The organism is Bacillus sp. FSL W8-0645 (assembly GCF_038007905.1).
Taxonomy (GTDB): domain Bacteria; phylum Bacillota; class Bacilli; order Bacillales; family Bacillaceae; genus Bacillus; species Bacillus pumilus.
Window position 1 is genome coordinate 2,858,477 of the sequence record NZ_JBBOYC010000001.1, and the last position, 22,551, is coordinate 2,881,027.

At 40.8% G+C, this 22,551-nt stretch carries 28 protein-coding genes, 1 tRNA gene, 1 pseudogene and 1 riboswitch; of the genes and pseudogenes, 7 read left to right on the forward strand and 23 right to left on the reverse strand.

Translation table 11 applies throughout. The annotated features are described in order from the left end of the window. The first annotated feature begins 290 nt into the window (after window positions 1–290). Window positions 291–392: riboswitch (TPP riboswitch) on the forward strand. Window positions 393–490: 98 nt separating this feature from the next. Beyond that, window positions 491–1,066: an energy-coupled thiamine transporter ThiT gene (gene thiT / locus NST39_RS14755; RefSeq protein WP_044140737.1), complete on the forward strand. Its 576-nt coding sequence runs from the start codon at window positions 491–493 to the stop codon at window positions 1,064–1,066. Window positions 1,067–1,306: 240 nt separating this feature from the next. Here thiT and NST39_RS14760 read toward each other — a convergent pair whose 3' ends face one another. Then, complete coding sequence (locus NST39_RS14760) at window positions 1,307–1,861, reverse strand: GNAT family N-acetyltransferase (RefSeq protein ID WP_341029011.1); 555 nt, start codon at window positions 1,859–1,861, stop codon at window positions 1,307–1,309. Between the two features lie 169 nt (window positions 1,862–2,030). Between NST39_RS14760 and NST39_RS14765 the strand changes: the two genes are divergently transcribed. Genes NST39_RS14765 through ftsW form a run of 3 tightly spaced genes read left to right on the forward strand, consistent with a single transcriptional unit; the run spans window position 2,031 to window position 4,974 of the window. Next, window positions 2,031–2,666 (forward strand): DUF1232 domain-containing protein, encoded by a 636-nt coding sequence (locus NST39_RS14765; RefSeq protein ID WP_341029013.1) that lies wholly within the window; start codon window positions 2,031–2,033, stop codon window positions 2,664–2,666. A 14-nt stretch (window positions 2,667–2,680) separates the two neighbouring features. Further along, entirely contained in the window at window positions 2,681–3,835 is a 1,155-nt protein-coding gene (gene rodA, locus NST39_RS14770; RefSeq protein WP_341029015.1) for a rod shape-determining protein RodA, read from the forward strand. A 5-nt stretch (window positions 3,836–3,840) separates the two neighbouring features. Beyond that, the gene (gene ftsW, locus NST39_RS14775) at window positions 3,841–4,974 is read left to right on the forward strand and encodes a putative lipid II flippase FtsW (protein WP_445662398.1); all 1,134 of its coding nucleotides are present in this window, start codon (window positions 3,841–3,843) and stop codon (window positions 4,972–4,974) included. 230 nt (window positions 4,975–5,204) lie between these two features. Here ftsW and NST39_RS14780 read toward each other — a convergent pair whose 3' ends face one another. Beyond that, window positions 5,205–6,752, reverse strand: a complete 1,548-nt coding sequence (locus NST39_RS14780) for a flotillin family protein (protein WP_003213366.1) — start codon at window positions 6,750–6,752, stop codon at window positions 5,205–5,207. 11 nt (window positions 6,753–6,763) lie between these two features. Beyond that, complete coding sequence (locus NST39_RS14785) at window positions 6,764–7,294, reverse strand: hypothetical protein (protein WP_341029020.1); 531 nt, start codon at window positions 7,292–7,294, stop codon at window positions 6,764–6,766. Between the two features lie 204 nt (window positions 7,295–7,498). Here NST39_RS14785 and NST39_RS14790 point away from each other — a divergent pair, with 204 nt between their 5' ends. Next, window positions 7,499–7,978, forward strand: a complete 480-nt coding sequence (locus NST39_RS14790; RefSeq protein ID WP_003213650.1) for a DinB family protein — start codon at window positions 7,499–7,501, stop codon at window positions 7,976–7,978. A gap of 239 nt (window positions 7,979–8,217) precedes the next feature. Here the strand turns inward: NST39_RS14790 and NST39_RS14795 are convergent, their stop codons facing one another. Next, the gene (locus NST39_RS14795) at window positions 8,218–9,426 is read right to left on the reverse strand and encodes an iron-containing alcohol dehydrogenase (RefSeq protein WP_341029023.1); all 1,209 of its coding nucleotides are present in this window, start codon (window positions 9,424–9,426) and stop codon (window positions 8,218–8,220) included. A 27-nt stretch (window positions 9,427–9,453) separates the two neighbouring features. After that, a complete protein-coding gene (betB, locus tag NST39_RS14800; protein WP_341029026.1) occupies window positions 9,454–10,923 on the reverse strand; it encodes a betaine-aldehyde dehydrogenase in 1,470 nt (489 codons plus the stop codon). Window positions 10,924–11,130: 207 nt separating this feature from the next. On the opposite strand from betB, the gene cudC reads away from it, so the two are divergent. Together cudC and NST39_RS14810 are read left to right on the forward strand one after the other, a co-directional pair. Continuing rightward, window positions 11,131–11,688 carry a choline uptake/conversion transcriptional regulator CudC gene (gene cudC, locus NST39_RS14805; protein WP_106066358.1) on the forward strand — a complete coding sequence of 186 codons (558 nt, stop codon included), beginning with the start codon at window positions 11,131–11,133 and terminating at the stop codon, window positions 11,686–11,688. A 72-nt stretch (window positions 11,689–11,760) separates the two neighbouring features. Then, window positions 11,761–11,833 (forward strand) — tRNA-Ala (locus NST39_RS14810). A 54-nt stretch (window positions 11,834–11,887) separates the two neighbouring features. Here the strand turns inward: NST39_RS14810 and NST39_RS14815 are convergent. The 18 genes and pseudogenes from NST39_RS14815 to NST39_RS14900 all read right to left on the reverse strand — a co-directional run bounded on the left by NST39_RS14815 (window position 11,888) and on the right by NST39_RS14900 (window position 22,548). Beyond that, a complete protein-coding gene (locus NST39_RS14815; RefSeq protein WP_319610232.1) occupies window positions 11,888–12,076 on the reverse strand; it encodes a hypothetical protein in 189 nt (62 codons plus the stop codon). 114 nt (window positions 12,077–12,190) lie between these two features. Then, complete coding sequence (locus NST39_RS14820) at window positions 12,191–12,994, reverse strand: peptidoglycan recognition protein family protein (protein ID WP_341029031.1); 804 nt, start codon at window positions 12,992–12,994, stop codon at window positions 12,191–12,193. Window positions 12,995–13,013: 19 nt separating this feature from the next. After that, window positions 13,014–13,277 carry a phage holin gene (locus NST39_RS14825; RefSeq protein WP_341029033.1) on the reverse strand — a complete coding sequence of 88 codons (264 nt, stop codon included), beginning with the start codon at window positions 13,275–13,277 and terminating at the stop codon, window positions 13,014–13,016. Between the two features lie 11 nt (window positions 13,278–13,288). Beyond that, window positions 13,289–13,501 (reverse strand): BhlA/UviB family holin-like peptide, encoded by a 213-nt coding sequence (locus tag NST39_RS14830; RefSeq protein ID WP_003213245.1) that lies wholly within the window; start codon window positions 13,499–13,501, stop codon window positions 13,289–13,291. Between the two features lie 36 nt (window positions 13,502–13,537). Then, window positions 13,538–13,681 (reverse strand): XkdX family protein, encoded by a 144-nt coding sequence (locus NST39_RS14835; protein ID WP_341029034.1) that lies wholly within the window; start codon window positions 13,679–13,681, stop codon window positions 13,538–13,540. Beyond that, window positions 13,678–13,998, reverse strand: a complete 321-nt coding sequence (locus NST39_RS14840; RefSeq protein ID WP_341029036.1) for a hypothetical protein — start codon at window positions 13,996–13,998, stop codon at window positions 13,678–13,680. The genes NST39_RS14835 and NST39_RS14840 overlap by 4 nt, the downstream gene beginning before the upstream one ends. 13 nt (window positions 13,999–14,011) lie before the next feature. Next, complete coding sequence (locus NST39_RS14845) at window positions 14,012–15,337, reverse strand: hypothetical protein (protein WP_341029037.1); 1,326 nt, start codon at window positions 15,335–15,337, stop codon at window positions 14,012–14,014. A 385-nt stretch (window positions 15,338–15,722) separates the two neighbouring features. After that, window positions 15,723–15,848 (reverse strand): annotated as a pseudogene (locus NST39_RS14850) (BhlA/UviB family holin-like peptide); the annotation flags it as partial. A 22-nt stretch (window positions 15,849–15,870) separates the two neighbouring features. After that, complete coding sequence (locus NST39_RS14855; RefSeq protein WP_341029039.1) at window positions 15,871–17,082, reverse strand: hypothetical protein; 1,212 nt, start codon at window positions 17,080–17,082, stop codon at window positions 15,871–15,873. Window positions 17,083–17,090: 8 nt separating this feature from the next. Further along, window positions 17,091–17,264, reverse strand: a complete 174-nt coding sequence (locus NST39_RS14860) for an XkdX family protein (RefSeq protein ID WP_341029040.1) — start codon at window positions 17,262–17,264, stop codon at window positions 17,091–17,093. After that, on the reverse strand, window positions 17,261–17,590 hold the full coding sequence (locus tag NST39_RS14865; protein ID WP_341029041.1) for an XkdW family protein: 330 nt from the start codon (window positions 17,588–17,590) through the stop codon (window positions 17,261–17,263). The genes NST39_RS14860 and NST39_RS14865 overlap by 4 nt, the downstream gene beginning before the upstream one ends. Before the next feature lie 10 nt (window positions 17,591–17,600). Then, a complete protein-coding gene (locus NST39_RS14870) occupies window positions 17,601–18,479 on the reverse strand; it encodes a hypothetical protein (protein WP_341029042.1) in 879 nt (292 codons plus the stop codon). Window positions 18,480–18,493: 14 nt separating this feature from the next. Then, window positions 18,494–18,877, reverse strand: a complete 384-nt coding sequence (locus tag NST39_RS14875; RefSeq protein ID WP_065099033.1) for a phage tail-collar fiber domain-containing protein — start codon at window positions 18,875–18,877, stop codon at window positions 18,494–18,496. A gap of 11 nt (window positions 18,878–18,888) precedes the next feature. After that, window positions 18,889–19,812, reverse strand: coding sequence for a YmfQ family protein (locus NST39_RS14880; protein WP_341029044.1), 924 nt, complete (start codon window positions 19,810–19,812; stop codon window positions 18,889–18,891). Beyond that, window positions 19,796–20,845, reverse strand: coding sequence for a baseplate J/gp47 family protein (locus NST39_RS14885; protein WP_113768008.1), 1,050 nt, complete (start codon window positions 20,843–20,845; stop codon window positions 19,796–19,798). Before NST39_RS14885 ends, NST39_RS14880 begins: the two co-directional genes overlap by 17 nt. Continuing rightward, the gene (locus NST39_RS14890; RefSeq protein WP_044140762.1) at window positions 20,838–21,260 is read right to left on the reverse strand and encodes a DUF2634 domain-containing protein; all 423 of its coding nucleotides are present in this window, start codon (window positions 21,258–21,260) and stop codon (window positions 20,838–20,840) included. Before NST39_RS14890 ends, NST39_RS14885 begins: the two co-directional genes overlap by 8 nt. Window positions 21,261–21,274: 14 nt before the next feature. Beyond that, window positions 21,275–21,541, reverse strand: coding sequence for a DUF2577 family protein (locus tag NST39_RS14895; RefSeq protein WP_034659738.1), 267 nt, complete (start codon window positions 21,539–21,541; stop codon window positions 21,275–21,277). Then, window positions 21,538–22,548, reverse strand: a complete 1,011-nt coding sequence (locus tag NST39_RS14900) for an XkdQ/YqbQ family protein (RefSeq protein WP_341029046.1) — start codon at window positions 22,546–22,548, stop codon at window positions 21,538–21,540. The genes NST39_RS14895 and NST39_RS14900 overlap by 4 nt, the downstream gene beginning before the upstream one ends. Between the last annotated feature and the right edge of the window lie 3 nt (window positions 22,549–22,551).

The window sequence follows — 22,551 nt, forward strand, 5'->3', positions numbered from 1 at the left end:
CTTGTTTAGTTTTCAAAGATCATCTTCGCCGTCTCTCAGAGGCGACTTTATTAATATAACATTCTATCAAGATAAAGTCAATAACTTTTTTCTTTATGTTATTTAATAACCGCGCTGTTTTAGCGGCGAATACAAATATAACACCTTTTGAGAGAGGAAACAAGTATTTTTTCTAAATAATTTATTTTTTCTTATCTCTTCCTATATAATCATACAAAAATTGATTGTCACAGGAATTCTCTATTGTTGATCCTGAAGGTCTTTAGTATATTTATAATAGAAGAAAACTAAATAACCGCAGGGGGAGCTTTGTGCTGAGAGTGAACATTCGTTGTTCTGACCCTTTGAACCTGTCAGTTAATACTGAAGTAGGAATGTGGATTCAATTGAATACATGTGGTGTATTCAACTCGATATGTTTTTCTATGAATAACATACTCATCCTTACACGGTCTCTCCTTGCTCAATTCATGAAAAGGGAGATTTTTTTATGCAGCAATCAAATCAATTGGTACGACTGATGGAAATCGCAATTATGACTTCACTTGCACTAGTATTAGATTACTTATCAGGTCTCTTTTTAAGAATGCCGAACGGCGGATCTCTTGCGCTGATTATGATACCCGTCATTCTTATGTCTATTAGATGGGGAATATCAACCGGGTTTATCATTGGTGTGCTTATTGCAGGCCTTCAGCTGATGAATGGCCCTATTATCGCTACACCAGTTCAAGGATTTCTCGATTATTTCGTCGCATCTGTTGTCATTTCCCTAAGCGGCCTATTTTCTGGATTGATTAAAAAAGCCATTCAGGATCAAAAGCGAAAGCAGCAATTCTTCTATATTACCTTATCCGTATTTGTTGCAAGTTTCTTTAGACTGTTGACGTTCTTTATCTCTGGTGTTGTTTTCTTTTCTCATTATGCACCAAAAGGAACTCCAGGTTGGGTTTACTCTTTAATTTATAACAGCACATATATGGTTCCTTCATTTATTATTTGCAGTATCGTTCTTTGCATACTCATACCAAGTGCATCTCGTTTGGTTTTTCCTCACCAAAAATAACTGGCTGATTTCAGCTGGTTATTTTTTTATGCATAATTTGCCGCTCTATGGAATCTATTAATAGTAGAAGATTTCATGTTGGAGGTACGCCAATGAACCCTTACTCCATTATGCTGTGCTGCTATATTCTCAGTCTTGCTTATTTTTTGGCAGGTTTCCATGAAGCTTTAAAAATAGCAGGAATAAAAGGAAAAGTAGAAGCTTCTCCTCTTATCTCTTATATGCTTTTAGCTGTGCTTTTCACTTTTTTCTCTCATTATTATTGGAAGCTGACGATTTAATTCGGTGTAGATGGTCATTTAATACAGGCAGCTCCCACCCATACCCTATTTCATCATGCTTCTCGCCAGCCAGCTTGAACTGGCTGGTAACGACAAAATGAGGTTGAAGCTTTTGATAAAAATGCTTTGCCGAATTTTGTTCAAATACCCACAGCATGATATTCTGATACCCTTTCTCTATTAAATAACTCACTCCTTCTGTAATTAAAGCGATACCTGCTCCTGATCTCTGTTTCTCTTGCAATAAATAGATCGCGTAAAGTTCTCCATCATATGTTGGATAGCGCTCATCACGTTGTTTTCCAAAAGAAGCAAAACCAAATACCCCCTCGGCATCTTCTGCGACAAACGTCCCTTCAAGTGACCTTCTTCTCCAGCTCTCTTCTCGATCTTCTATATTTAAACCATCCAAATAATCCTGATTAATAATGCCTTGATAAGTCGTCTGCCAGCTCTTCACATGTATTTCTGCAATTTTAGGAATATCTTGTTGTACAGCATGCCTCACCTTCATACGCGCCACTCCTTCTCACTGTTTTCATCCTATCTTTATTATGATAAATTCCTATTTCCTAAAATTCAATCAATAAAGGATATTCGTTGACATTTTGTCAACACGCCTTTATATTGGGTACGACTTCTTTTATAGAAGAGTTGATACATCATACAAAGGAAGGCGTAAAATGGATTCTAAAACAACTGAGCTTGGGTCTCTCTTAAAGGAAAGATTGCAACAACGATCTCTATCTTTAAGAGAGCTCAGCACGTACACAGAAATTGATAAAGCGACACTGTCTCGAATCATGAATGGAAAAAGAAAACCAACTTTGAATCATCTGCAGCGGCTTTCAGATTCTCTGAACCTATCATTAGATCAACTATTAGCTGCTTCAGGGTTTCCAATCAAAAACGAAAAGGTACATAGTGATACGTTCATACAAACGGTCGTAGAGATCGAAAAAACACTGAAAGATGAGGAGGTCTACGACGGTACATTTAGTCAGATCAAATTGAAACAAAAGCTAAACGAATATGAGACCTATAGCCAAACAAACGAGGGAAAAAAAACGATCTCAGCAAAGTTTGAGAAAAAGATGAAGGCGGTAAACGGCGCCGGGCCATTCCTTCAGCATTTGAAAGACATGTACAGCTTATTTATGACCGAACGAGGTACTTCTCGAGAATTAATGCTGATGGGGGGCACACTCCTTTATTTCATTATGCCTGTTGACTTAATACCAGATTTTATTTTTCCGATCGGCTATATTGATGATGCTGCGGCTGTGAAAATCGTCATAGACCAGCTGACAAATAGGTAACAGGACAAGAAGCTATGAAAAAACAGTACAACATTGACTTCATACTTTTACTCACTGTGATTTGTTTATTTGTCATCAGCCTGATAGCTGTATATAGCGGATCAGGACAGTATGAATCACAGGATATGTTTTATTTCGTCAAAAGACAAATTTTCTGGTATATCGTCGGTTTCGGTCTTATGGCCGTTGCTGCATACTTTGATTATGAACTTCTTGAGCGTTTATCTTTTCGGTTATTTACAGGTGGTATTTTTCTCATTATTCTTGTGCATTTTTTCGGAACGAGTCAAAACGGATCCCAAAGATGGATCAGCTTCGGTTCAATCAAAGTTCAGCCATCAGAGTTCATGAAAATTTTTGTGATCCTGCTGCTAGCGGCTGTCTTGAACCAATACAAGCATCAGCGATTTTCGTTTAAAGAAAGCATCATTCCTATAAGTAAAGTCGTTTGCTGGACCGTTGTCCCTTTTTTCCTCATCTTAATTCAGCCTGATTTAGGGACAGCCCTCGTGATATTATCTATCGCCTTTACACTGATGCTTGTGTCAGGAATTTCCAGCAAGATGATGGCCGCATTAATGGCTTCTTTTCTTGCACTTCTTTCATTTTTGGTCTACTTACACAACGAACACTTTGAGCATTTCACAAAAATCATTAAGCCACATCAGCTTGATCGCATTTATGGCTGGCTCTCTCCCGATGAATTTGATTCAACATACGGGTATCAGCTGAAACAATCGATGCTCGGCATTGGATCAGGTCAATTATCAGGTAGCGGTTTTACACAGGGTCATCAAGTACAAGGAGGTAATATCCCTGAAGCGCATACGGATTTTATCTTTGCCGTCATTGGTGAGGAGTTTGGTTTTATCGGCGCCTCCCTTTTGATGTGTTTGTACTTAATGATGATTTATCGAATCATTCATGTGGCTATGCATGCTAATACGCTTTATGGATTGTACATATGTGCAGGTGTCGTTGGGCTGATCGTGTTTCAAGTTTTCCAAAACGTAGGGATGACAATCGGTTTAATGCCTGTGACGGGACTTGCGCTTCCTTTTATCAGTTATGGAGGCAGTGCGCTATTGACTAACATGATCGCCATTGGCCTCGTGTTTAGTGTCAATATCAGGTCATCATCCTATATGTTTGGAGACAACTGGAATTGAAGATGATGGTATTTCTTCTATCTCATTTCAAAAAAGTTGACCGCGTTCTTGCTGGAACGATTGTGTTCCTCTGCTTATTTGGTTTACTGATGGTGTACAGTGCAAGTTATCCTTTAGGAGAAGTAAAGTATGAGAAGGGCAGCTATTTCTTTATCAAACAATGGCAATGGCTCCTGATTGGGGGATTCTTTTTCTTCATTGCCACTCTTTTCCCTTATCAGATTTATCGTAAATGGATGAAATGGCTTGTCATGCTGTCATTGCTATGTCTCATCCTAGTCCTGATTCCTGGAATCGGTGTTGTCAAAAACAATTCACAGCGGTGGATTCAGCTGGGCTCTCTTATGCTCCAACCTTCTGAAGCTGTGAAACTAGTGATGGTGATCTATTTTGCCTATGTGTACGCGAAAAAACAGGCGTACATTACATCTTTTAAAAAAGGCGTGCTGCCGCCACTCATCCTTTTAAGTCTTGTTTTTTTATTAATCTTAAAGCAGCCTGATTTAGGCACAGCTGTGTCTATTTTATTAAGCTGTGGCATCATTTTATTATGCGCTGGGCTGAAAACGCGCCATCTCATTTTGCTAGGATCGACTGCCTTAGCATGTATCACTTTTTTTGCAGTGACTGCTCCTTACCGTTTGAAGCGGCTGACTTCTTTTCGTGATCCTTTTCAGTATGAAGATGGAGATGGCTATCAGCTGATTCATTCGTATCTCGCAATGAATTCAGGCGGACTGACAGGGAATGGCTTAGGCGGGAGTATTCAAAAGCTAGGCTTTCTTCCAGAAGCCCATACGGATTTTATTATGGCCATTATCAGTGAAGAGCTGGGCATCATGGGCATTTTGATTGTGATGGGTGCATATCTACTCATCATGTATCGCGCAATGCGAATTGTGCGGGCTTTACATGACCCTTTTGGAAAACTGTTAACGATCGGGCTTACGTTTCAAATCATGCTCCAAGCAGTCTTTAATTTAGGTGCTGTCTTTGGTCTCCTTCCGATCACAGGCATTCCGCTTCCTTTCATTAGTTATGGCGGCTCCTCCCTAGTGTTCATGATGATATCTGCTGGTATTCTCGTAAATCTTTCTTCATATGTAAAAAGGAATCCATATCGGGCGCATGCCAAATAGACACCTTCTGATGGAAGGTGTCTCAGCGTGTAGACAAACCCTCGCATTCGTTGTCAGGTCTGCGCGCTGGTGCTCACGAATGTTCAATTCGCTCCGCAAAAGTAGCTGTCCTTCCTAGACTTCAAAGGTTTTCTATCACGCTGAAAAGAAGACAAAGTGCTAAAATAAACATCATTTTAGCACTTTGTCAACAATCTAAGACACCTTCTGATGGAAGGTGTCTATTGATTTTATTCTTCTATTTGAGTATCAGCGATCTCTTTTTTTCTTGGTTGTTTGATTTCATTCGTTAGTTCCTGAATGCTTTGCTTCACATTGCCTTTGCCGGAAAAGTTCTCAATAATTTCTTTGACGTCAATTCCAGAGGATGCTTTCAGGCTTTCTTGCAGACTGGACATGAGGTTTGTAGCATAGCCAGTGACTTTATTGGCACCGCTACCTTCTCCGTTACCTCCCGTATCCACAACCGTAATTTTATCAATGTTAGAAAGTGGTGCAGAGACTTGCTTCGCATATTCAGGAAGCATTTTCACAATCATATCAAGGATTGCTGCCTGACCATACTGTTCGAATGCTTCAGCGATTTTCTCTTTCGCTTCCGCTTCCGCAAGTCCTTTCAGTCTAATGACTTCTGCTTCTGTTTCCCCTTTCGCACGATCAGCTTCCGCTTTGGCAAGCCCGTCAATTCGGACTTTCTCAGCTTCTGCTTTTGCCATTGCTTCAATGCTGTATTTCTTCGCATCTGCTTCAGCGAGGCGTTTCGCTTTTTCCGCCGCAGCTGACTGCTCAACCGCATAACGATCCGCATCTGCTTTCTTTTTCACTTCAGAATCGTATTGACGCTCACGACGCTGGATCTCTTTTTCTTCTAATTCAATTTGCTTCTGACGTTCAATGATTTTCACTTGCATTTCTTGTTCAGTTACGTGCTGACGGTTACGTGCTGTTTCAAGATCGTACGCTTGGTCGGCACTTGCTTTTGCTGTATCTTGTTCACGTCTGAATTCTGCTCTTTTCAGCTCATTGATCTTTTCTGCTTCAGCGATTTCAGTGGCACGCTCAAGCTCAGATTTCTTCGCATCTTTATCTGCTTCTGCACGTTTGATACGTGTTTCTTTATCTGCTTCTGCTGTTGCAATATCTGCATCGCGTTTCACTTGGGCAATTCTAGGTTTACCTAGTGATTCTAAATAGCCATTTTTATCACGGACATCTTTGATTGTAAACGATACAATGACAAGGCCCATTTTCGCTAGATCTTGAGAAGCGACACGCTGTACTTCTTGAGAGAATTTCTCTCTGTTTTTATAAATCTCTTCAACTGTCATTGACCCTAAAATGGAGCGAAGGTGTCCTTCTAAAACTTCTCTCGCTTCGTTTTCGCGGTCTTCTTTTGTTTTACCTAAAAATTGCTCTGCAGCAGTAGCAATTTCTTCAATCGATCCACCAATTTTAATGATGGCTGTTCCGTCCGCCATGACTGGAACACCTTGTTCAGTATAGACTTCAGGTGTTGAAACATCTAGCTTGCTAGATAGTAAGCTGAGCGGCTCTGCTTGTTGAAAAACAGGGAGTACAAAGGTACCTCCGCCTCTTACAATCTTAATCTTGTTTCCACCTTCATCCACGTGGACATTTTTACTTCCTAGGTAACTTCCTGTGACGATTAACGCTTCATCTGGACCTGCAGTCCGGTATTTCGAAACAAATACACCAATAAGTGCAATCAGAATCACAAGCACAATTCCAATGATAATCAAAATGGTTGTTCCTGGCATAGCATTCCCTCCTAGATTTCTTCATTCGGTATAACTGATAAGACGCCTTTGTTCACTTCGACGACCAGTACCCGAGTTCCATATGGAATCTCCTCTTCGTCGAAACTGACGGCAGGCTTTGAGATTTTCCCGCTATTACTAATTAACAGCACTTCTCCAAACCCGTCTTTTGGAACAGATACAATGATCTCCCCAGTTCTTCCTTTTAAGTCGGCTTCCGTATATGAGAGAGATTCTTCAGCTGAGGAAAGCGGGACTAAGACAAATACATTCAAACAGGTCACAAGAACTACTGCGAGGATGGCAGATAAGACTGCGCCAAGTCCACTCCCTACAATTGCTGTTTTTTCAGAGATAAACCCTCCAGCCGAGAAAAAGGTAAGAAATGCGAGAATTAATGTTGGTTGAAGGAATGGAACAGGAATCGCTTCAAACAATCCATCAAATACATCGCCGAAAAAGACGAAAACAAGTGTCAGGATTCCTGATATGATCAATATGTATAAATACAGCGTCTGAAGTGGCAGCCCGAACACATCCATCTTCCTCACCCTTTCTTCATGAAATGAACAGCCTTTGTTTCATTTAGACCATGCTCACCTCCAATGTATTCCTTCTAACAGGTAATACGAACCACTTTTGTAAAGGTTTCAAATTTCCTCACAATTCTTCACAGGAATTCGCCGATAGCTAAAGAATGATTGTCATGTACCAGTATGTTAAAATTTGATCTTGAGGTGATGAAAATGAGTTTATTACATGATGCAAGACAAGAATTGTGGCAAGAGCTACAAGGTTTGAACGAAGAACAATTGAATCAAAAATTATCTGATGATACTTGGAGTATTCAAGAGGTGGCAGATCATTTAAAGAAGATGGACCTCGTGGCAGCAAAACATCTAGCTGCTGAGGGAAAAAAAGCACCGATCAAAGAATATGAGCCAAAGCCGGTGGAAATGGCAGAGGATCGTTCTAGAAAAGCGACTGCGCCTAGTATTGTTGAGCCTGAGCGCAAGCATGTGACACCTACACATTTAAAAGATGAGCTCGATACAGCACGTGAGCAGCTCAATCAAATTTTATCAACATTTACTGAGGATGATTTCAAGCGCGTCATTGCACACCCTGTGTTTGAAGAGTTATCCCTTAAGCAATATCTTGATTTTATCGGCGCACACGAAAAACGCCATATCCATCAAATCAAAGAAATTAAAGAACAGCTATAAGACATAAAAAAGACTCCCTTTTGGGAGCCTTTCAGCGTGTAGACAAAACCTCGCATTCGGTGTCAGTCCTGCGTGCTGGTGCTCACGAATGACAAATTCGCTCCGCGCCAGTACTCGTCCTTTCTAGACTGCAAAGGTTTTCTATCACGCTGAAAAGAAGACAAAAGGCTAAAATCAAGATCATTTTAGCCCTTTGTCAACAATCTGAAGACTCCCTTTTGGGAGCCTTTTTTTCATTGTTACACTGTTTTAGGTGTTAGATCAAAACAGCGAGCATAAATCCAGTTGTACGCTTTTTCGTTTAGATCTCTTGGATTTCCAATTGTTTGCGGATCTTTCATTGCTTCTTTAGATAAGCGGTCAATCATATCTTTTGATACCCCTTGTTCTTCTAATGAAGGAACTTCTAGGTCTTCCACTAAATCATACATCCAGTTCACTGCTGCTTTTGCGGCTTCCTCTGTTGACATTCGGCTAATATCAATTCCAAATGCTTGCGCAATACGAGCAAATTTTTCGGGATACCCTTTCCAGTTATACTCCATCACCGGTCCCATCATTGCTGCGACACACTGACCGTGCGCTACAGGAATAATGCCTCCGAGTGTTTGACTCATCGCATGTGCAGCTCCAGCTGATTCGCTTCCATAAGAAAGCCCGGCAAGCATTGCAGCTTGTGCCATTCCATATCTGGCTTCTAAGTCCTCACCATCGGCAAAGGCACGGCGAATATAATGAGCTGCATATTCAATGGCCATGAGCGCGACCGCATCTGTAATAGGCTGAGCAAATTTCATTGTATAGCATTCAATGGCGTGTGCAAGTGCATCAATTCCAGTCATTGCTGTCACATGAGGCGGCATGGATACATGAAGCTTTGGATCAATGACTGTGAGGTGAGCTGCAATGAGCGGGCCACCTGTGTTGAATTTGAATTCTCTTTCTTCATCTGTAATCACTGCCCACTGCGTTACTTCTGAACCTGTACCAGCCGTTGTTGGAATAGTGGTTAAAGGTGGGATTCTCTTTTCAAGCGTTTTTTTTCCCTCTGCCGCTTCGTAATCAAGGACTGAGCCTTCATGCGTCGCTTCTACACCGATCGCCTTCGCTGTATCCATTGAGCTTCCGCCGCCTACTGCAACTAATCCATTACAGTCTTCTTTTTCATATAACGCAGAGCCTTCATTCACTAACCGGACTGGCGGGTTTGGCTCTACTTTATCAAATAGCACCACATCGATTTGTGCTTCTTTTAATGAAGCAATCACTGGATCTACCACGCCCGCCAGGTAAATACCTGGGTCTGTTACAAGTAATACCTTTGAGACACCGTATGCTTTTACTTCTTCCCCAACATGTTTCACTGCACCGATGCCATGTTTGATGACAGTCGGAATTTCAAATGTATGGAATTTCTGCATGCTTTCAATTTTCATATTTAATGTCATATAGAATCTCCTCCAAATGTGTGATTTTTATTGAAACCAACGAATCGCTTCAGGTTTTGTATTACGATATACATGCTTCAGCTCCGTATATTCCTCGAGCCCGGTGCGCCCTAATTCACGTCCTAGACCTGATTGCTTATATCCACCCCAAGGTGCTTGAGCGAAATAAGGATGGAAATCATTGATCCAAACTGTGCCTAATCTTAATTGACGAGCGACTCTTTCGGCCTTGCTGATATCAGAAGACCACACGGCTCCTGCTAATCCATAAATCGTATCGTTTGCCAGCCCAATCACTTCTTCCTCTGTACGGAAGGATTCAACTGTCAATACTGGGCCAAAGACTTCTTCCTGGACAATTCGCATCTCTGACGTGCAGCCTGAGAAAATCGTTGGCAAGTAGAAGAACCCATTTGAAAGCTCCTCTGCGTCAGGTCTTTTTCCGCCTGTTTCTAATTTGGCGCCTTCATCTAACCCAATGCTGACGTATTTTTCTACTTTTTCTCGATGCTCAGCTGAGATGAGCGGGCCGCTTTGGGTTTCTTCATCAAAGCCGTTGCCTAGCTTGATTTTTTTCGTACGCTTCACCAGTTCTTCTAAAAATTCATCATGAATGGATTCTTCCACTAGCAAACGTGAACCTGCTGAACACACTTGCCCTGAATGGAAAAACACAGCATTCATTGCCTGGTCAACCGCTACGTCTAAATCAGCATCTTGAAACACAATATTCGGATTTTTCCCGCCGAGCTCAAGGGCGATTTTCTTCACATTCCCACTGGCTCCCTGCATGATTTTCTTGCCTGTTTCAATACCGCCTGTAAATGAAATCAAATCTACTTGATCATTCACAGCAAGCTCATCACCAACCGTTGCACCTGGCCCAAGGACTAGGTTCGCAACCCCTGCTGGAATGCCTGCTTCTTCCATGAGTTTGAATACTTTGATCGTGGTGAGTGGTGTAATCTCACTTGGCTTTAATACGATTGTATTCCCCGCCGCTAGAGCAGGAGCGATTTTCCAGCTCGCTTGAAGCAATGGATAGTTCCAAGGAGTAATTTGCCCGCATACACCGACAGGCTCTCTGACTAATTCACTTTTTGAGTTCGGGATCGGCGATGCAATGATTTCCCCACCATCTTTGTCGGCAAGCCCTGCATAATATTGGAACACGTTCGCAATATCGTCCATATCAGCTTTGCTTTCCTCTACTGTTTTACCAGTATCAAGCGATTCCAATTTGGCTAGTTCATCAAGATCACGTCTAATCAATTCAGCAATCTTAAACACCATATTTCCTCTTTCAAGTCCAGGCAAGTTTGCCCAGTCACCTTGATCGAAGGCTTTTCTCGCTGCCTTAATGGCGAGCTGCGCGTCATTTCTTGATCCTTCACTGACTGTCGCGATCACTTCTTGATTAAATGGATTGATGATATCCCGCGTGTCGCCACTTTTGGCGCCAACCCATTGTCCATCTATAAATAGTGTTTGACTCATAGAAGGAACCTCCTTTGATTCTTTTCAATAAATTTGTTAAATAAAAATTTAACGTTTTGAACATAATTAACGTATCATGTTCAAATTTTTCTGTCAAAGGGAGATATGCTTCATTTTCTTTTGACATTTTTCATTCTTTCGTTAACATATAGTCCATAAAGATTTTTTTGAACGTATTGAATTCTCTAAATAGAAAGCAGGGACAAGATGAAAAAGCAGGAGCAGTCACAAGCAGAGGATCGTATTTTAGCTGCTAAAGATCTAGTCATTGATTCCATAGCTGAAACGATGGATCTCTATGGAATTACACGAAGTGCTGGTATTCTCTATGGGACCATGTATTTAAATGAAGAAATGACGCTGGATGAAATGCGTGAAGAGCTGCAAATGAGCAAGCCAAGTATGAGTACGGGTGTGAAAAAACTGCAAGACATGAATATTGTCAAAAAGACCTTTCACCGAGGACGAAGAAAACACAGCTTTGTTGCTGAAAAAGACTTTTTTAAGTTTTTCATGAACTTCTTTCCACAAAAGTGGGAACGAGAGGTCGAGGTCAATTTAGCGGCGATAGAAGAAGCGCAAGTGCGGCTTCAAGAGGTGGCTCGTGATGATCAGCTGGAGGAACATATAAGAGAGGAAGCGCAGCAGCTCATAGAGCAGCTTGAAAGCTCAAAGGCCTACTATGACTGGCTGAGACGCTTAGCAGACTCTGTTCATTCAGGGGAAATCTTTGACTATATCCCGATTGATCAGAAAGATAAATAGACGATGTGTGTGCGTTTTAAAGCTTGAATTTTACAGGAGGATTGATTATAATTAATTATGTCGTAACACATCGGGGCATTAGCTCAGCTGGGAGAGCGCTACGCTGGCAGCGTAGAGGTCAGCGGTTCGATCCCGCTATGCTCCATAACGAAAAACCATTCTTGAGAAATCAAGGATGGTTTTTTTATGTATTTATTTCTTACAGCTCTGTTTGTTCTTTGTTTTTTCTTAACCTTAATATCTTTATGATGCGGTACGCGATCACAGAGACATAAGCCGTGATGAGAATGATTGTGTAAGACACAGGATAATCACTCGTCATTCCGTGATAAAAGAAATAGATGAGCAGCACTGACAGCATGATGACTTGGAACAGTTCCTTTTTCATTTCACTCTCCCCTTATGATAGTGATTCGGTCGATTATATCACAAATGATGTCATTTTTTGTTAGCTATCAGCAAGGGGAAATCCATTCACCTGCTGATAGCACTTTATGAATGATCACTTTTTCAGCAATCGTTCGATTTTGTTCTTCGTCTTCGGACCGTATATCCCGTCTGCCACTAGACTATTCATGAGCTGGAACCGCTTGACCGCATTCGCTGTTTTTGGTCCATAATAGCCATCAACTCCGTTGTTTTTTGCCCCTTTGTCTGGGTAAAAATAGAGGGAAGATAAGGCTTTTTGGACAGCTGTGACTTGTGGTCCTTTTGTTAAGGGCTTGGTTATTTTTAAGATGCCAGATGGCAGATTTGACGATTTCTGTTTGGTAACTGGTGCTTTGTGACTCAAGTTCTCTGTTCGAACTGGCTTTCTTGTGCTTTTGCTGCCGGTACGATCTGTGGCTATTCCAGCTTTAAATTGATCCCACCGTCCGAGCAATTTCCTTGGACATTCTTTCCCGCTCCAATGTTTATGAGGCACTACATTTGATAAAGGAATTCCCAAATCGCCCATCAGCTTTCGAATGAGCCATTGGGCATTTTCGACTGCTTGTTCAAAGTTGCCGTCTGCATTTTCACAAATTTCAATTCCGATTGATTTCATATTGCCATTGCCTCTGCCATCTCCGGCGTGCCAGCCGTTTTCGTTTAACGGTAAATGTTGATAAATCACCTGATCGTCGACAGTGTAATGCCAGCTGACTCCGGTACTTGAACGTGCAACAAATGCAGCGTGACTCCCCGCATTTGCACCTTTTGCCGTGTTAGAGGTATTATGCACCGTAATATAGAGTGGCTTCATCGTATTTCCTGGTCTGTTGCGGTTGTGTTTTGGAATATAGGCTTGAATAATATTGACCATATTGTTTCTCCTTCAACGATTATTTTGTTAGCCCTCTTTGTTTCAGGGTATCTTTTTGTAATTGACCTTTGTAGGTTACATAATTGTTTTTAAACCAAGCGATAATGGCTGTAACCATCGTAAAAATGCTAGAACTTGCTACATAAAGTGCCTCACCAGCGGTTTGTACTTGTTCCTCACTAATCGGCAGCACCGTTTGTCCAAACATCACGAGCGTTTGATTGATGAGGGCAATAAAAAGAAGCACTGTGCGAATCACAGTGCCTTTGTCGAATGTCTTCATGATTTCTCCTCCTATTTTAAATTCCGTTCAATTTTGTCGAGTTTGTCGATCACCACATCATACTTCTCACTAAACTTTGCTAACACATCATTTTGCGCCTCGATTTGTTCATTGAGCTTGTTTTCTCTTTCCTTTGTTGTGTTTAATACATAAAACAGCACCCAACAAAAGAGAACGGCAAACGGGCCTTGTGTCATTAAGTTTTGAACAACATCTACTTCCATTGAAATCACCTTCTTTCCGGCAAAAAAATAAAGCCATTAGGCTTTGTATTTATCTCCTGTTATTTCTTGATAGTCATCTGCCGAGATCCAGCCAATGCTTACATAAAATGCAATGTCCTCTGGGCCGTAACACTGCCAGTCCCAGAATTGTTTGATATCTGCTACAGTTGGAAACATCATTCTGAATTTCCCCCTTTCTGCATAGCCAATAACTGCGTTAATTGTTTTGATAACAAAGCATTTTGTTTCTTTAAAAGTTCTATATCACTTGGCGGGAGAGGGGATGGCTTTAGGCTATCTATATACTCCTGTGTCGCTGATTCATACCAGTGTTGTTTTTCCACATCAAATGCAGCTTTATAAAAAGAAGGATGATTGGGTGGTGCAATCGTTATGCATTGATCTGGAATGACATAATTGCCTTCATCATCTCTTTCGAACACTTCGATAGGTCTGACCAATTCATTTTGATGATTGTATTCATAAGCTAGTATCATTTTTATCACTTCCTTAATTTAATGGGACGACCGTATCTAAATAGTAGCCTGTTACTGCACTGTTATTCACTGCATGTAAACCGGTTAATTTTAGCTCTCCTGTCTTATATATATATAATTTACTATGACCCGTTGTACCTGATACCGGAACTGATACTACTATGCCTTTATCTGGTAAATTCGGTAAGCCCGTGATTGGAATCTTTCCACAGATCACTTCTCTATTTGCTATTAGGTGACCTCTCAACAATAATAAATTTCCCCATTTAGCATACTGAACCGGTCTGTCTCCAATAGAGGAGCCATTGTCTAATGTGACATTTAGCCACTGAACATTTTCAAAATCAGCATCAGTTACTATTTTTTTCCACCCTTTAAAGACACCGTCAGTATGAACAGTACCAAACCAATGAGTGTTGTCATAACTTCTAATGACATGAATGCTCTTTCTACCATTTACAGTTTCTAAGATATCGATATTAAACCAAGAAGAATCATTATCGACAGGCATATTTAAAACATTAGACCCTACAGCAAAGTAAAATCCTGATGGTAACGTTAAAATATCAGTTCCTATTGACATTGAAAGTCTTAGTCCCTTTGAATTTAATAGATTATGGTCATTAAGGCGTTTCCAACCGCTCCACTCTTGTTGTGTACCTGTTACATCAGTTGTTGAACGGTTAATATAGACATCTCCTGTATTGTTTGCACCAATGACCCAGCCATAGGTATTTTCACTAAAAACAGACAAAGCCCTCATGGAACTTCTTGTCGGAAGATCTGGATGTGATTCATGAATGTACCAAGAGTGAACCCCCGGCAATTGTATCAACTTATCTAAAATACTAGGATCATCTGCATTAATTCTTTCATATGCTTTTCCATCGTCAGCCGTGATTTTAGACAATTGTCCTGCATCCCATTTGTTTTTTTCATTTTGAGTTGGCATTTGCACCCAATTGATTGCAATATCTTTTACATAATAAGAAAAACAAAATGTATTTCCTAATGTGTCAATTGCGATTCCTACACCAATATGGTTTTGTCCTACAAGCTGGAAGCCCCTTAATGCAGCGTTACCAATAGCAGGAGAATCGACTACTCCAACCCCACCTGGGGCATAGAATGAGCAGGCACCTAGCCCTTTAATTTCCTCATAAATACTGCCACCTGAAGGAATACTGACCAAATGTGATCCGTTATCATTTGTCAGTTTATATAGCTGAGATTCGTTCCATTTCTTCTTTTCTGAACCAGATATGTGAGGAATTGCATCTCCCGTATGAAGGTTGAATTGTTCTAATAGTTCCTGGTCATTTTCAATCAAAATCTTCACTAGATCGTTAAAGAGATCTGCATGAGCTTTATCGCTCGTCTGAAAAGGTTGAGGTGTTTTTATGATTTATTTCTCCTTTCAAAAAACATTATTATTTAGGCGATGTTATGATAAAATCAGCTATTTCATTTCGTTCTAAATCGGAATCCAAACGTGATAAATTCATTAGGATTAAGATGATTAGAACAATCTTGAACACAAACTTTTCCATCTGTCCCGATTGCGGTTTTATGAATTTGTGGTGTATTGCTCTTACCTATACTTGACCCTACTCCAATAAAGTGGGTTGATTTTTATGAACCTGTACCCTTTCTTTAATGTAAAAACAATAGATTTAAACCATATCTTTCCTCCGCAATTAAACCAATTATTTCAACAACATCTATTGTGCATTGAACTTATGTTCCCGTTCCTTTGTTGTATTGAGCACATAAAACAGAATACAAAAGAGAACGGCAAATGAGCCTTGTGTCTTAAAGTTTTGAACGACATCTTCCTCCGATTTGCTCACACACTTTCTTTTTCAAATGTCCCTATCTTAGCTGCGACAAGGTGACATAAGCTCTATTTACCGTAATTGTTCTGCCAGTGTTTTTTGGTGTAATATAAAATGTTAACTTATCTCCCGCTTTAAACTTTTGTTGAAGATACAATACACATATACTTGATGAGATGACAGGATTCCAATTTCCTAAACGTTGAAATTCTGTCCCATTCACATAGCATGACAAAATACTATCTGATCCAACAGTAATGTTATTGCTATTAAGATAAAGTCTAATCAAATACAGACCATTATTTTTCAACGTGATTTCAGACCGTGAACGATTATATTCTCCTAAATCATCTGACCTTGATTCGCCGAAATTCAGCTTTGTTGGAACATTTTCAGCAGCTGAAACGGAGGAATTATCAAGATCATACGTATCAACAAAAGAAGTATTATCCATATCCTCCTTTGTTAAAACACGTTTCCAGCCTTGCCATCCCAAATTTAAGTCAAGATAGTTTGTATACATGTAATTGTTATAATCTATTGCCATGATCCATCCAAATGTCCCTTTTCCATTGCTATCTTGAGAAGTAAAATGATACATACCCCGACACGATCTGGTTGTTGGGGTGTTTAATGCTTTACCTGTGACATAAAATGTACCATGCCTTGGCCCTAAAGAAACAACCTTTTCAAGTAAATCTTCACCATCAGAAACAGATAGAATCACCCCTCCATTATCTGAGGTGATCTTAGATAGTTGTCCATCATTCCATTTGTTTCTTTCAGTATTCGATGGGAGCTTTGTCCAGTTAATAGCGGTATGTGCAGCATTATAGTAAAAACTATAAGCATTACCCGCAACATCTACAGCAAAACCAGTACCAATGTTATCTTGACCTACTGTCTGTAAACCTCTCAATGAAATATTTGCTGGGGTTGGTGAATCTTCGACTCCAGAAGCTGCATAAAATGTACATGTTCCTTTGCCTTTTATCGCATCAAAAATTCTAGCATCAGCTGGAACATTAATTAACTGACTTCCATTATCTGCTGTAATCTTATAGCTCTGAGATTCGTTCCATTTTTTCTTTTCTGCTTCAGATGCATGTGCTCTCGCATCACTTGTATGTTTTAAGAGCTGTTCTAATAATCCAGTATCATTTTCAAGTAGTACTTTGACCATGTCATTGAACAAATCGGCATGCGCTTTATCATTCACCTCAAAAGGTATTGGTTCTTTTATTTCCATTATTGTTTTCACTCCCTTGCTTTGATGCTTGGTTTAATTTCTTGCAGTTGCTCTAAAGTGAGCACCCTTTGCTCATATCCTTCATTTAGATCTTCCATTGAACAATCACCTAGTTCAACTGCTTGTTTGACCAATCCAGGTGTCACCCATTGAAAATATAATGCCATTACCCAATAATTCATGTTTCACTCTCTCCTTTAAATAAAAGGATCTCTTTTTTTAGCGCCACTAGTTCGTTTGTTAGAAAATCACATTGGTGTTCAAGCTGTTTTCTCATCAGCTTTTCTTTAGCTACTTCTTGTGCTAGATAATCTAGAGGAAGGGGTGGGTGATACCTTGGATTGATTTGAGATTCCTCCCACCATTCTTTCAATTCTTCTGCCGTTGGCTTTGGCACATCTAGATGCCACTCGTCTATATACGAACCAGCACCGTCATTTCTTAATTCAAAATCCTTTTGCGGGTCCGCATCGGGGTATTTATATTTAATGGCTTCATATAAAATCATCTGAATCCTCCTACACTCTCGGGAAATTGCGGCCGCCTAATTCCATAATATCGAAATAGTTGTACCAGCCTGAATTATCAGATATATAACGATCGGAATTTCCCGCATAGCCTATATACATGTAAATTTCAACGTAATCTCCTTTATTCGCTGGCACATTCGCAGCCCCATATAAACCTATATCAAGTTTTGCAGTTTCAGAGGGTGTGGCAGGGAGATGTCTATAATGAGATATATTTTTATAATTTTTACCATTTAAAAAGATAGACAGCTCAAAATTTGCATACATTTGAACCGTCTCAATATAGACTCCTGCGTTTACTAGGTACATTCCGTTTTCCGGACAAATAAAACGACTATTTTTTATATCAAAATTATTGTGACTATCTTTTATTTTTCGATTAAAAAGAATTTTTTGTCGCTCAGCATTATTAAGCAACTGCTTACCAGTTGTACCAATGTTCGTATGAAGAAAGCCAGAGATTTTTTGCCAGTCGGTCCAACCAGATCCAGTCCACCAATGACGGCACCATGTACCCGTGCTATCAAAATAACTGCCCGCTTCGTTTCCAGTCCCATAGTAATATTGAACAAATCGAAAGTTACTATATTTTTCATTTTTCACAAAGCCAAATCTCGTAGGATATCCGGTATCATTCGCTTGTCCAATATCCATGAACGTAATGCCATCTGGATATTCCTCACCGCTGACTGATGCATCTTGAATGGCTTGATCGCCTGTTAGTTTAAATAAGCTTTCATTTGTGATTCCTTCTATTTGTAGCCTGAGCGCATTGTCATTCTCTACTAGAGTGTCGACCATCCGGTTAAATAAGTTGGCATGTGCTTTGTCAGAGGTTTCAAACGGTAAAGGTGATTTGATGTCCATTTCATTCCCCTCCATTAATAAATATCATCAATCTCAAAAACGAATTCGATGTCGCCGTCTTTTTGTTTGTCTGTCATGGTGCGGATGGCGGTGAATTTGCCGCTTTCGTCGACAAGTGCTAGTTCGTTGATGACTTCTCCTGCAAGTTCTCCTTCGGCGATCGTGCAGGTGTAGCGGATTTTTGCTGGTTCCATGAATGTAAACGAATCAATCTCTTTTTGGACGAGTTCTTTTTTGAGTTTTTGTTCAGTACCGTCTAGTGAGATCGGTTTGCCATCCTTCGTCCCGCCATTTCCAAATGCCATTTTAACGACTTTTGTGAGTTTTGTTCCTTCTGCTCTTGCCTTTGCCATTTGTTGACGTGCATATAATGTTGTTACGGTTAATTGATCAGCCATTGTGATCCTCCTTATAGCTCTATTTTTTGAGAAGTAGCTGCTAGCATTTTTGATCCGTCCAGCGGAACAGATCCGTCGAGAATCCAGTAATGATCCTTAATTAGTAAGCTGCCGCCCTGTTCAGTTTGGACATGTACTGGCAATCGGAACGTCATTTTCTTTTTGGTTTGATGTGACAGCTGGTTTTTTGTGCGTAATGTCAGTGCCGCTTTTTGCCTTGTTTCATGTACCGCTCCAGTCATGACATAATTCATTCGGTATGTGTTCTCTGACTTATGCTGAAGCGGCATTCTCATCTTCAACGAATGCTGAAAACGAGTCGGAACCTCTGTTGTCCCTCGTGTTCCGCTCAGATAAAACGTACCATTTAATACAAATTCACCATTGAGTAAAATTGGGATATGATCGAAAAAACCCACTCTGCTTCGCAGTGTGAGCCTCCCGTGATGATCATTTTTTTCATGTACATCGGTATGATGAAATGCAGTGAACGTATAAGCCAAATGAGCCGGCTTTAACGTTTCAAGTATTTCTACAATATATCTAGTGTTTTGCAGATCATCTAGGTTCACACGTAAGGCGAAATGATAGCGATTGGTGGTCAGACGGATGATGGCACTTGGATTTTTGAGAAAACGATTCACCGATTTCTCTAAAGAAAGATACGTGATCGGTGGAATGTTTGACATCATATTGAGTAAGCGTGCTCTGCGAAGTTCAATGGAATCATCTGATTCTCGCTGCACCTTCAGCATTCTTTCCCATCTATTCAATCCCCATGTCGCTGTCAAAGGGAAGAACTGATCCGTTAAATCGAAAATGGATTCATCCAATTGCTCAAACTCTGGCGCTTCTGTTTTGAGCAGGTGATCGACTTCATAAATCTCTGTAAAATATGGCGGCAAGTAGTTTTTCATTTCATCCTGTTTGCTCAATAACCTTCACCTGCCTCAGACGCGGTATCTCAATGTCCTGTAACACTAAGTTTTTTGACTCCCCATTCAATAACACGTTTGCATAATCTGATACACTTTCTGAATGGTACAGAATGTCATTTAATGCGGACATTCGAATGGTACTCTTTTCAAATGCGATTGATTTCAACAGCGCTTTGACCTTTTCTTCTATTTCTTTCTGCGCTCCTTCAAGGGTCCAATCCATTTGAAGTTCGACGGCTACTTCTATGTCAATATTCAGCCATTTGGCGCTTTCGACGGTCGCTTTTGAACCGATAGGCGCTTGTCCTTCTCCTTCGCCTGGCACTGGGTCAATATATTCCTGTACTCTTTTAACAAGCAGATCTGATGCAACATCTAGATTGCCGTCTGTGATGACAATCTTGACCGTCCCTTCTCCGTTCCAAAGCGGGAATACCTTCGCTCTGCCAACCCCTGTCACTTCCTCAGCCCATTTTTTATAATGCGCCTTGTTGGCACTGACAGCCTCCCGCCTAGCACGTATTAAGTAGCGATCATATAACGAAGCGTCATCTTCTTCCTCTTGTCCGGGTATCACCAAATCTTTCATGATAATCGATTCAAGCCCTGGGATTGTATCAAGTGAAAGTAGCGGCTGATCTGTTAATTGACCATTGCCGACCCTGCCAGGTGTCTCGCATTCTAGCGTGCCATCAATCGAATATTGGAAATAGACGTCTTCAATAAAAAACCGTGAGCCAGCTGGGATATTGATATCCTCCGGCTGAATAGCTGCGGACCAAACCGCTTTAGTCGCTGCTTTTCTTTCAATTCCTACTTCAGCAGCCCGCCGATCTAGAAACTCTCCTTGTGCTGTATCTGCAAAGACCAGCTCGAATACTTGATCAAGCCAAATATAGGACTGGGCCAGTTCAGCTGCAGCAGGTGCCAAGGCATTCCAAATGACACTGTTTTCTCTTTTATCTATGTCATCTGGCAGTCTGTCTAGCATTCTTTCCATTAATGCTTCGTACGTTTGTTCCTCAAACATCGCTCTCCATCACCTCCTCTATTTCTAATGTGCCTTCATCTGTGACAATAGCTAGCTTGACATGAAACGAGTCATTTTCCTTAGTGACCTCTATCTCTTCAATATGATCAATCCGTTCGTCCACAATCAATGCTTCCTCTAGTAGCCTTGGAATCTCCATTTCTTTGTATTCATCCGTGGCTTCTGTATCCGTCAAGAGCTCCTGAATTTCAGTGCCAATGTCGTGGCTGTAGATAGGATGTGCATACCGCTCTGTCCTAAGTGTCATATAAACGAATTGACGAATGGCTTCAATGCCTGAAATGGTTTCGCCTGTCAGTCTGCTAGTTTCAACATCTATTCGATACGTCGTCGAGGTTTCCACCTCTTCGTCTTCTTCTGTTTCCTCAATTTCTTCCTCTGGTGAAAGTGCCACGTTCATCACCTCCCTTACAATTTGTCGATGATGTAGAAGGATTGCCCTCCTGCCATTGCCAGCACCATAATGCTGTCTCCCCTTTTCAGTTCATCATCCTCACCCTTATTAAGGCGCTTTGGCCAAATCAGTAATTCTTCCGGGATGACCAATTTATGGTTTTCATTTAACCGGATGCTTACAGGAGAAACTGCCGTGACTTCTCCAACCACCAGATCAATTGGAGAGGCGGCATCTACAGCATTCACTGCTAATCGTTTAATTGCTTCACTTAACCTCACGCTTGATCACCCTTTGGAATGGAATTTTTCTCAACGACATCTATTGTCATGATGTGTTTCACTCCACTAAATTCATGTTTGTCTTGATCGATCCAGTAGGTTTTTTTCACGTTGATTTCAGGGATTTTTAAATAGATTGGAAGACCGCTTTGCAGTTCAGGAATGCCAAGTGCTTGGATGCTTTTGACTTCTTGTTTCAAGCCTTTTTTCTCTGCCAGCCGTACTTTGGCTCTTTTTTGCAGCTGCGGCTGGTTGATTTGTCCTGTAACCGTCTCAACATGTTGTAAAATACCGTATTTACTCTGACCTGCTTTATCCTGTTCGACCACTACAATCTCTGATTTGCTACCTTTTTTCTTATTTTTCCCCTGTTCATCCGCAGACGTGCGCAGCTTGACACGAGTGGCTGTTTCTTCAATCGAGGTGCTGTACTGATAGCCAATGAGATTGACACCTGATTCAATGACCCATACGTCCTCTGGATCTGGCCAAGCTCTCAGCCCCATCTTTCCTTTAGCAGAATAGATTTGATAGTTTCTGCCGGTTTGCCGCTTTGTTTCTTTTAATGCTTTCAGAATCATGTCATATAGGCTCGTATCGTTTTTAAACACTAGTGATTTTATGACATGACCTGTATTGGCGATGGAGGTCATTGGAATTTGAAAGTCAGCCCCAATCCGTCTCAAGATTTGATCTGCTCTTTGTTTTGAAAAAACATAAACATCTTGGTTTTTCACCAAATATTGAAGCATGTCGTATGCGGTAAAGGTCAGTTTCCCTTCAACAGGCGTCCGAGAAAACACAATGCCTCTGAACAGCTCTTTTCCTTTCCATTTAAAAAGAACCGTGTCCCCTTCTGAGACACGGTAATATGTTTGACTCCCTTGCTTTGTGATAATATTTGCTTGAATAGAGCGAGGGGCTTGATACCTTTGCCCCTGAAGTGTCACACTCTCTGTGACAAGCTCATACATGGTGCCGCTTCTGATGGCAAAAAGCTCGATCAATGC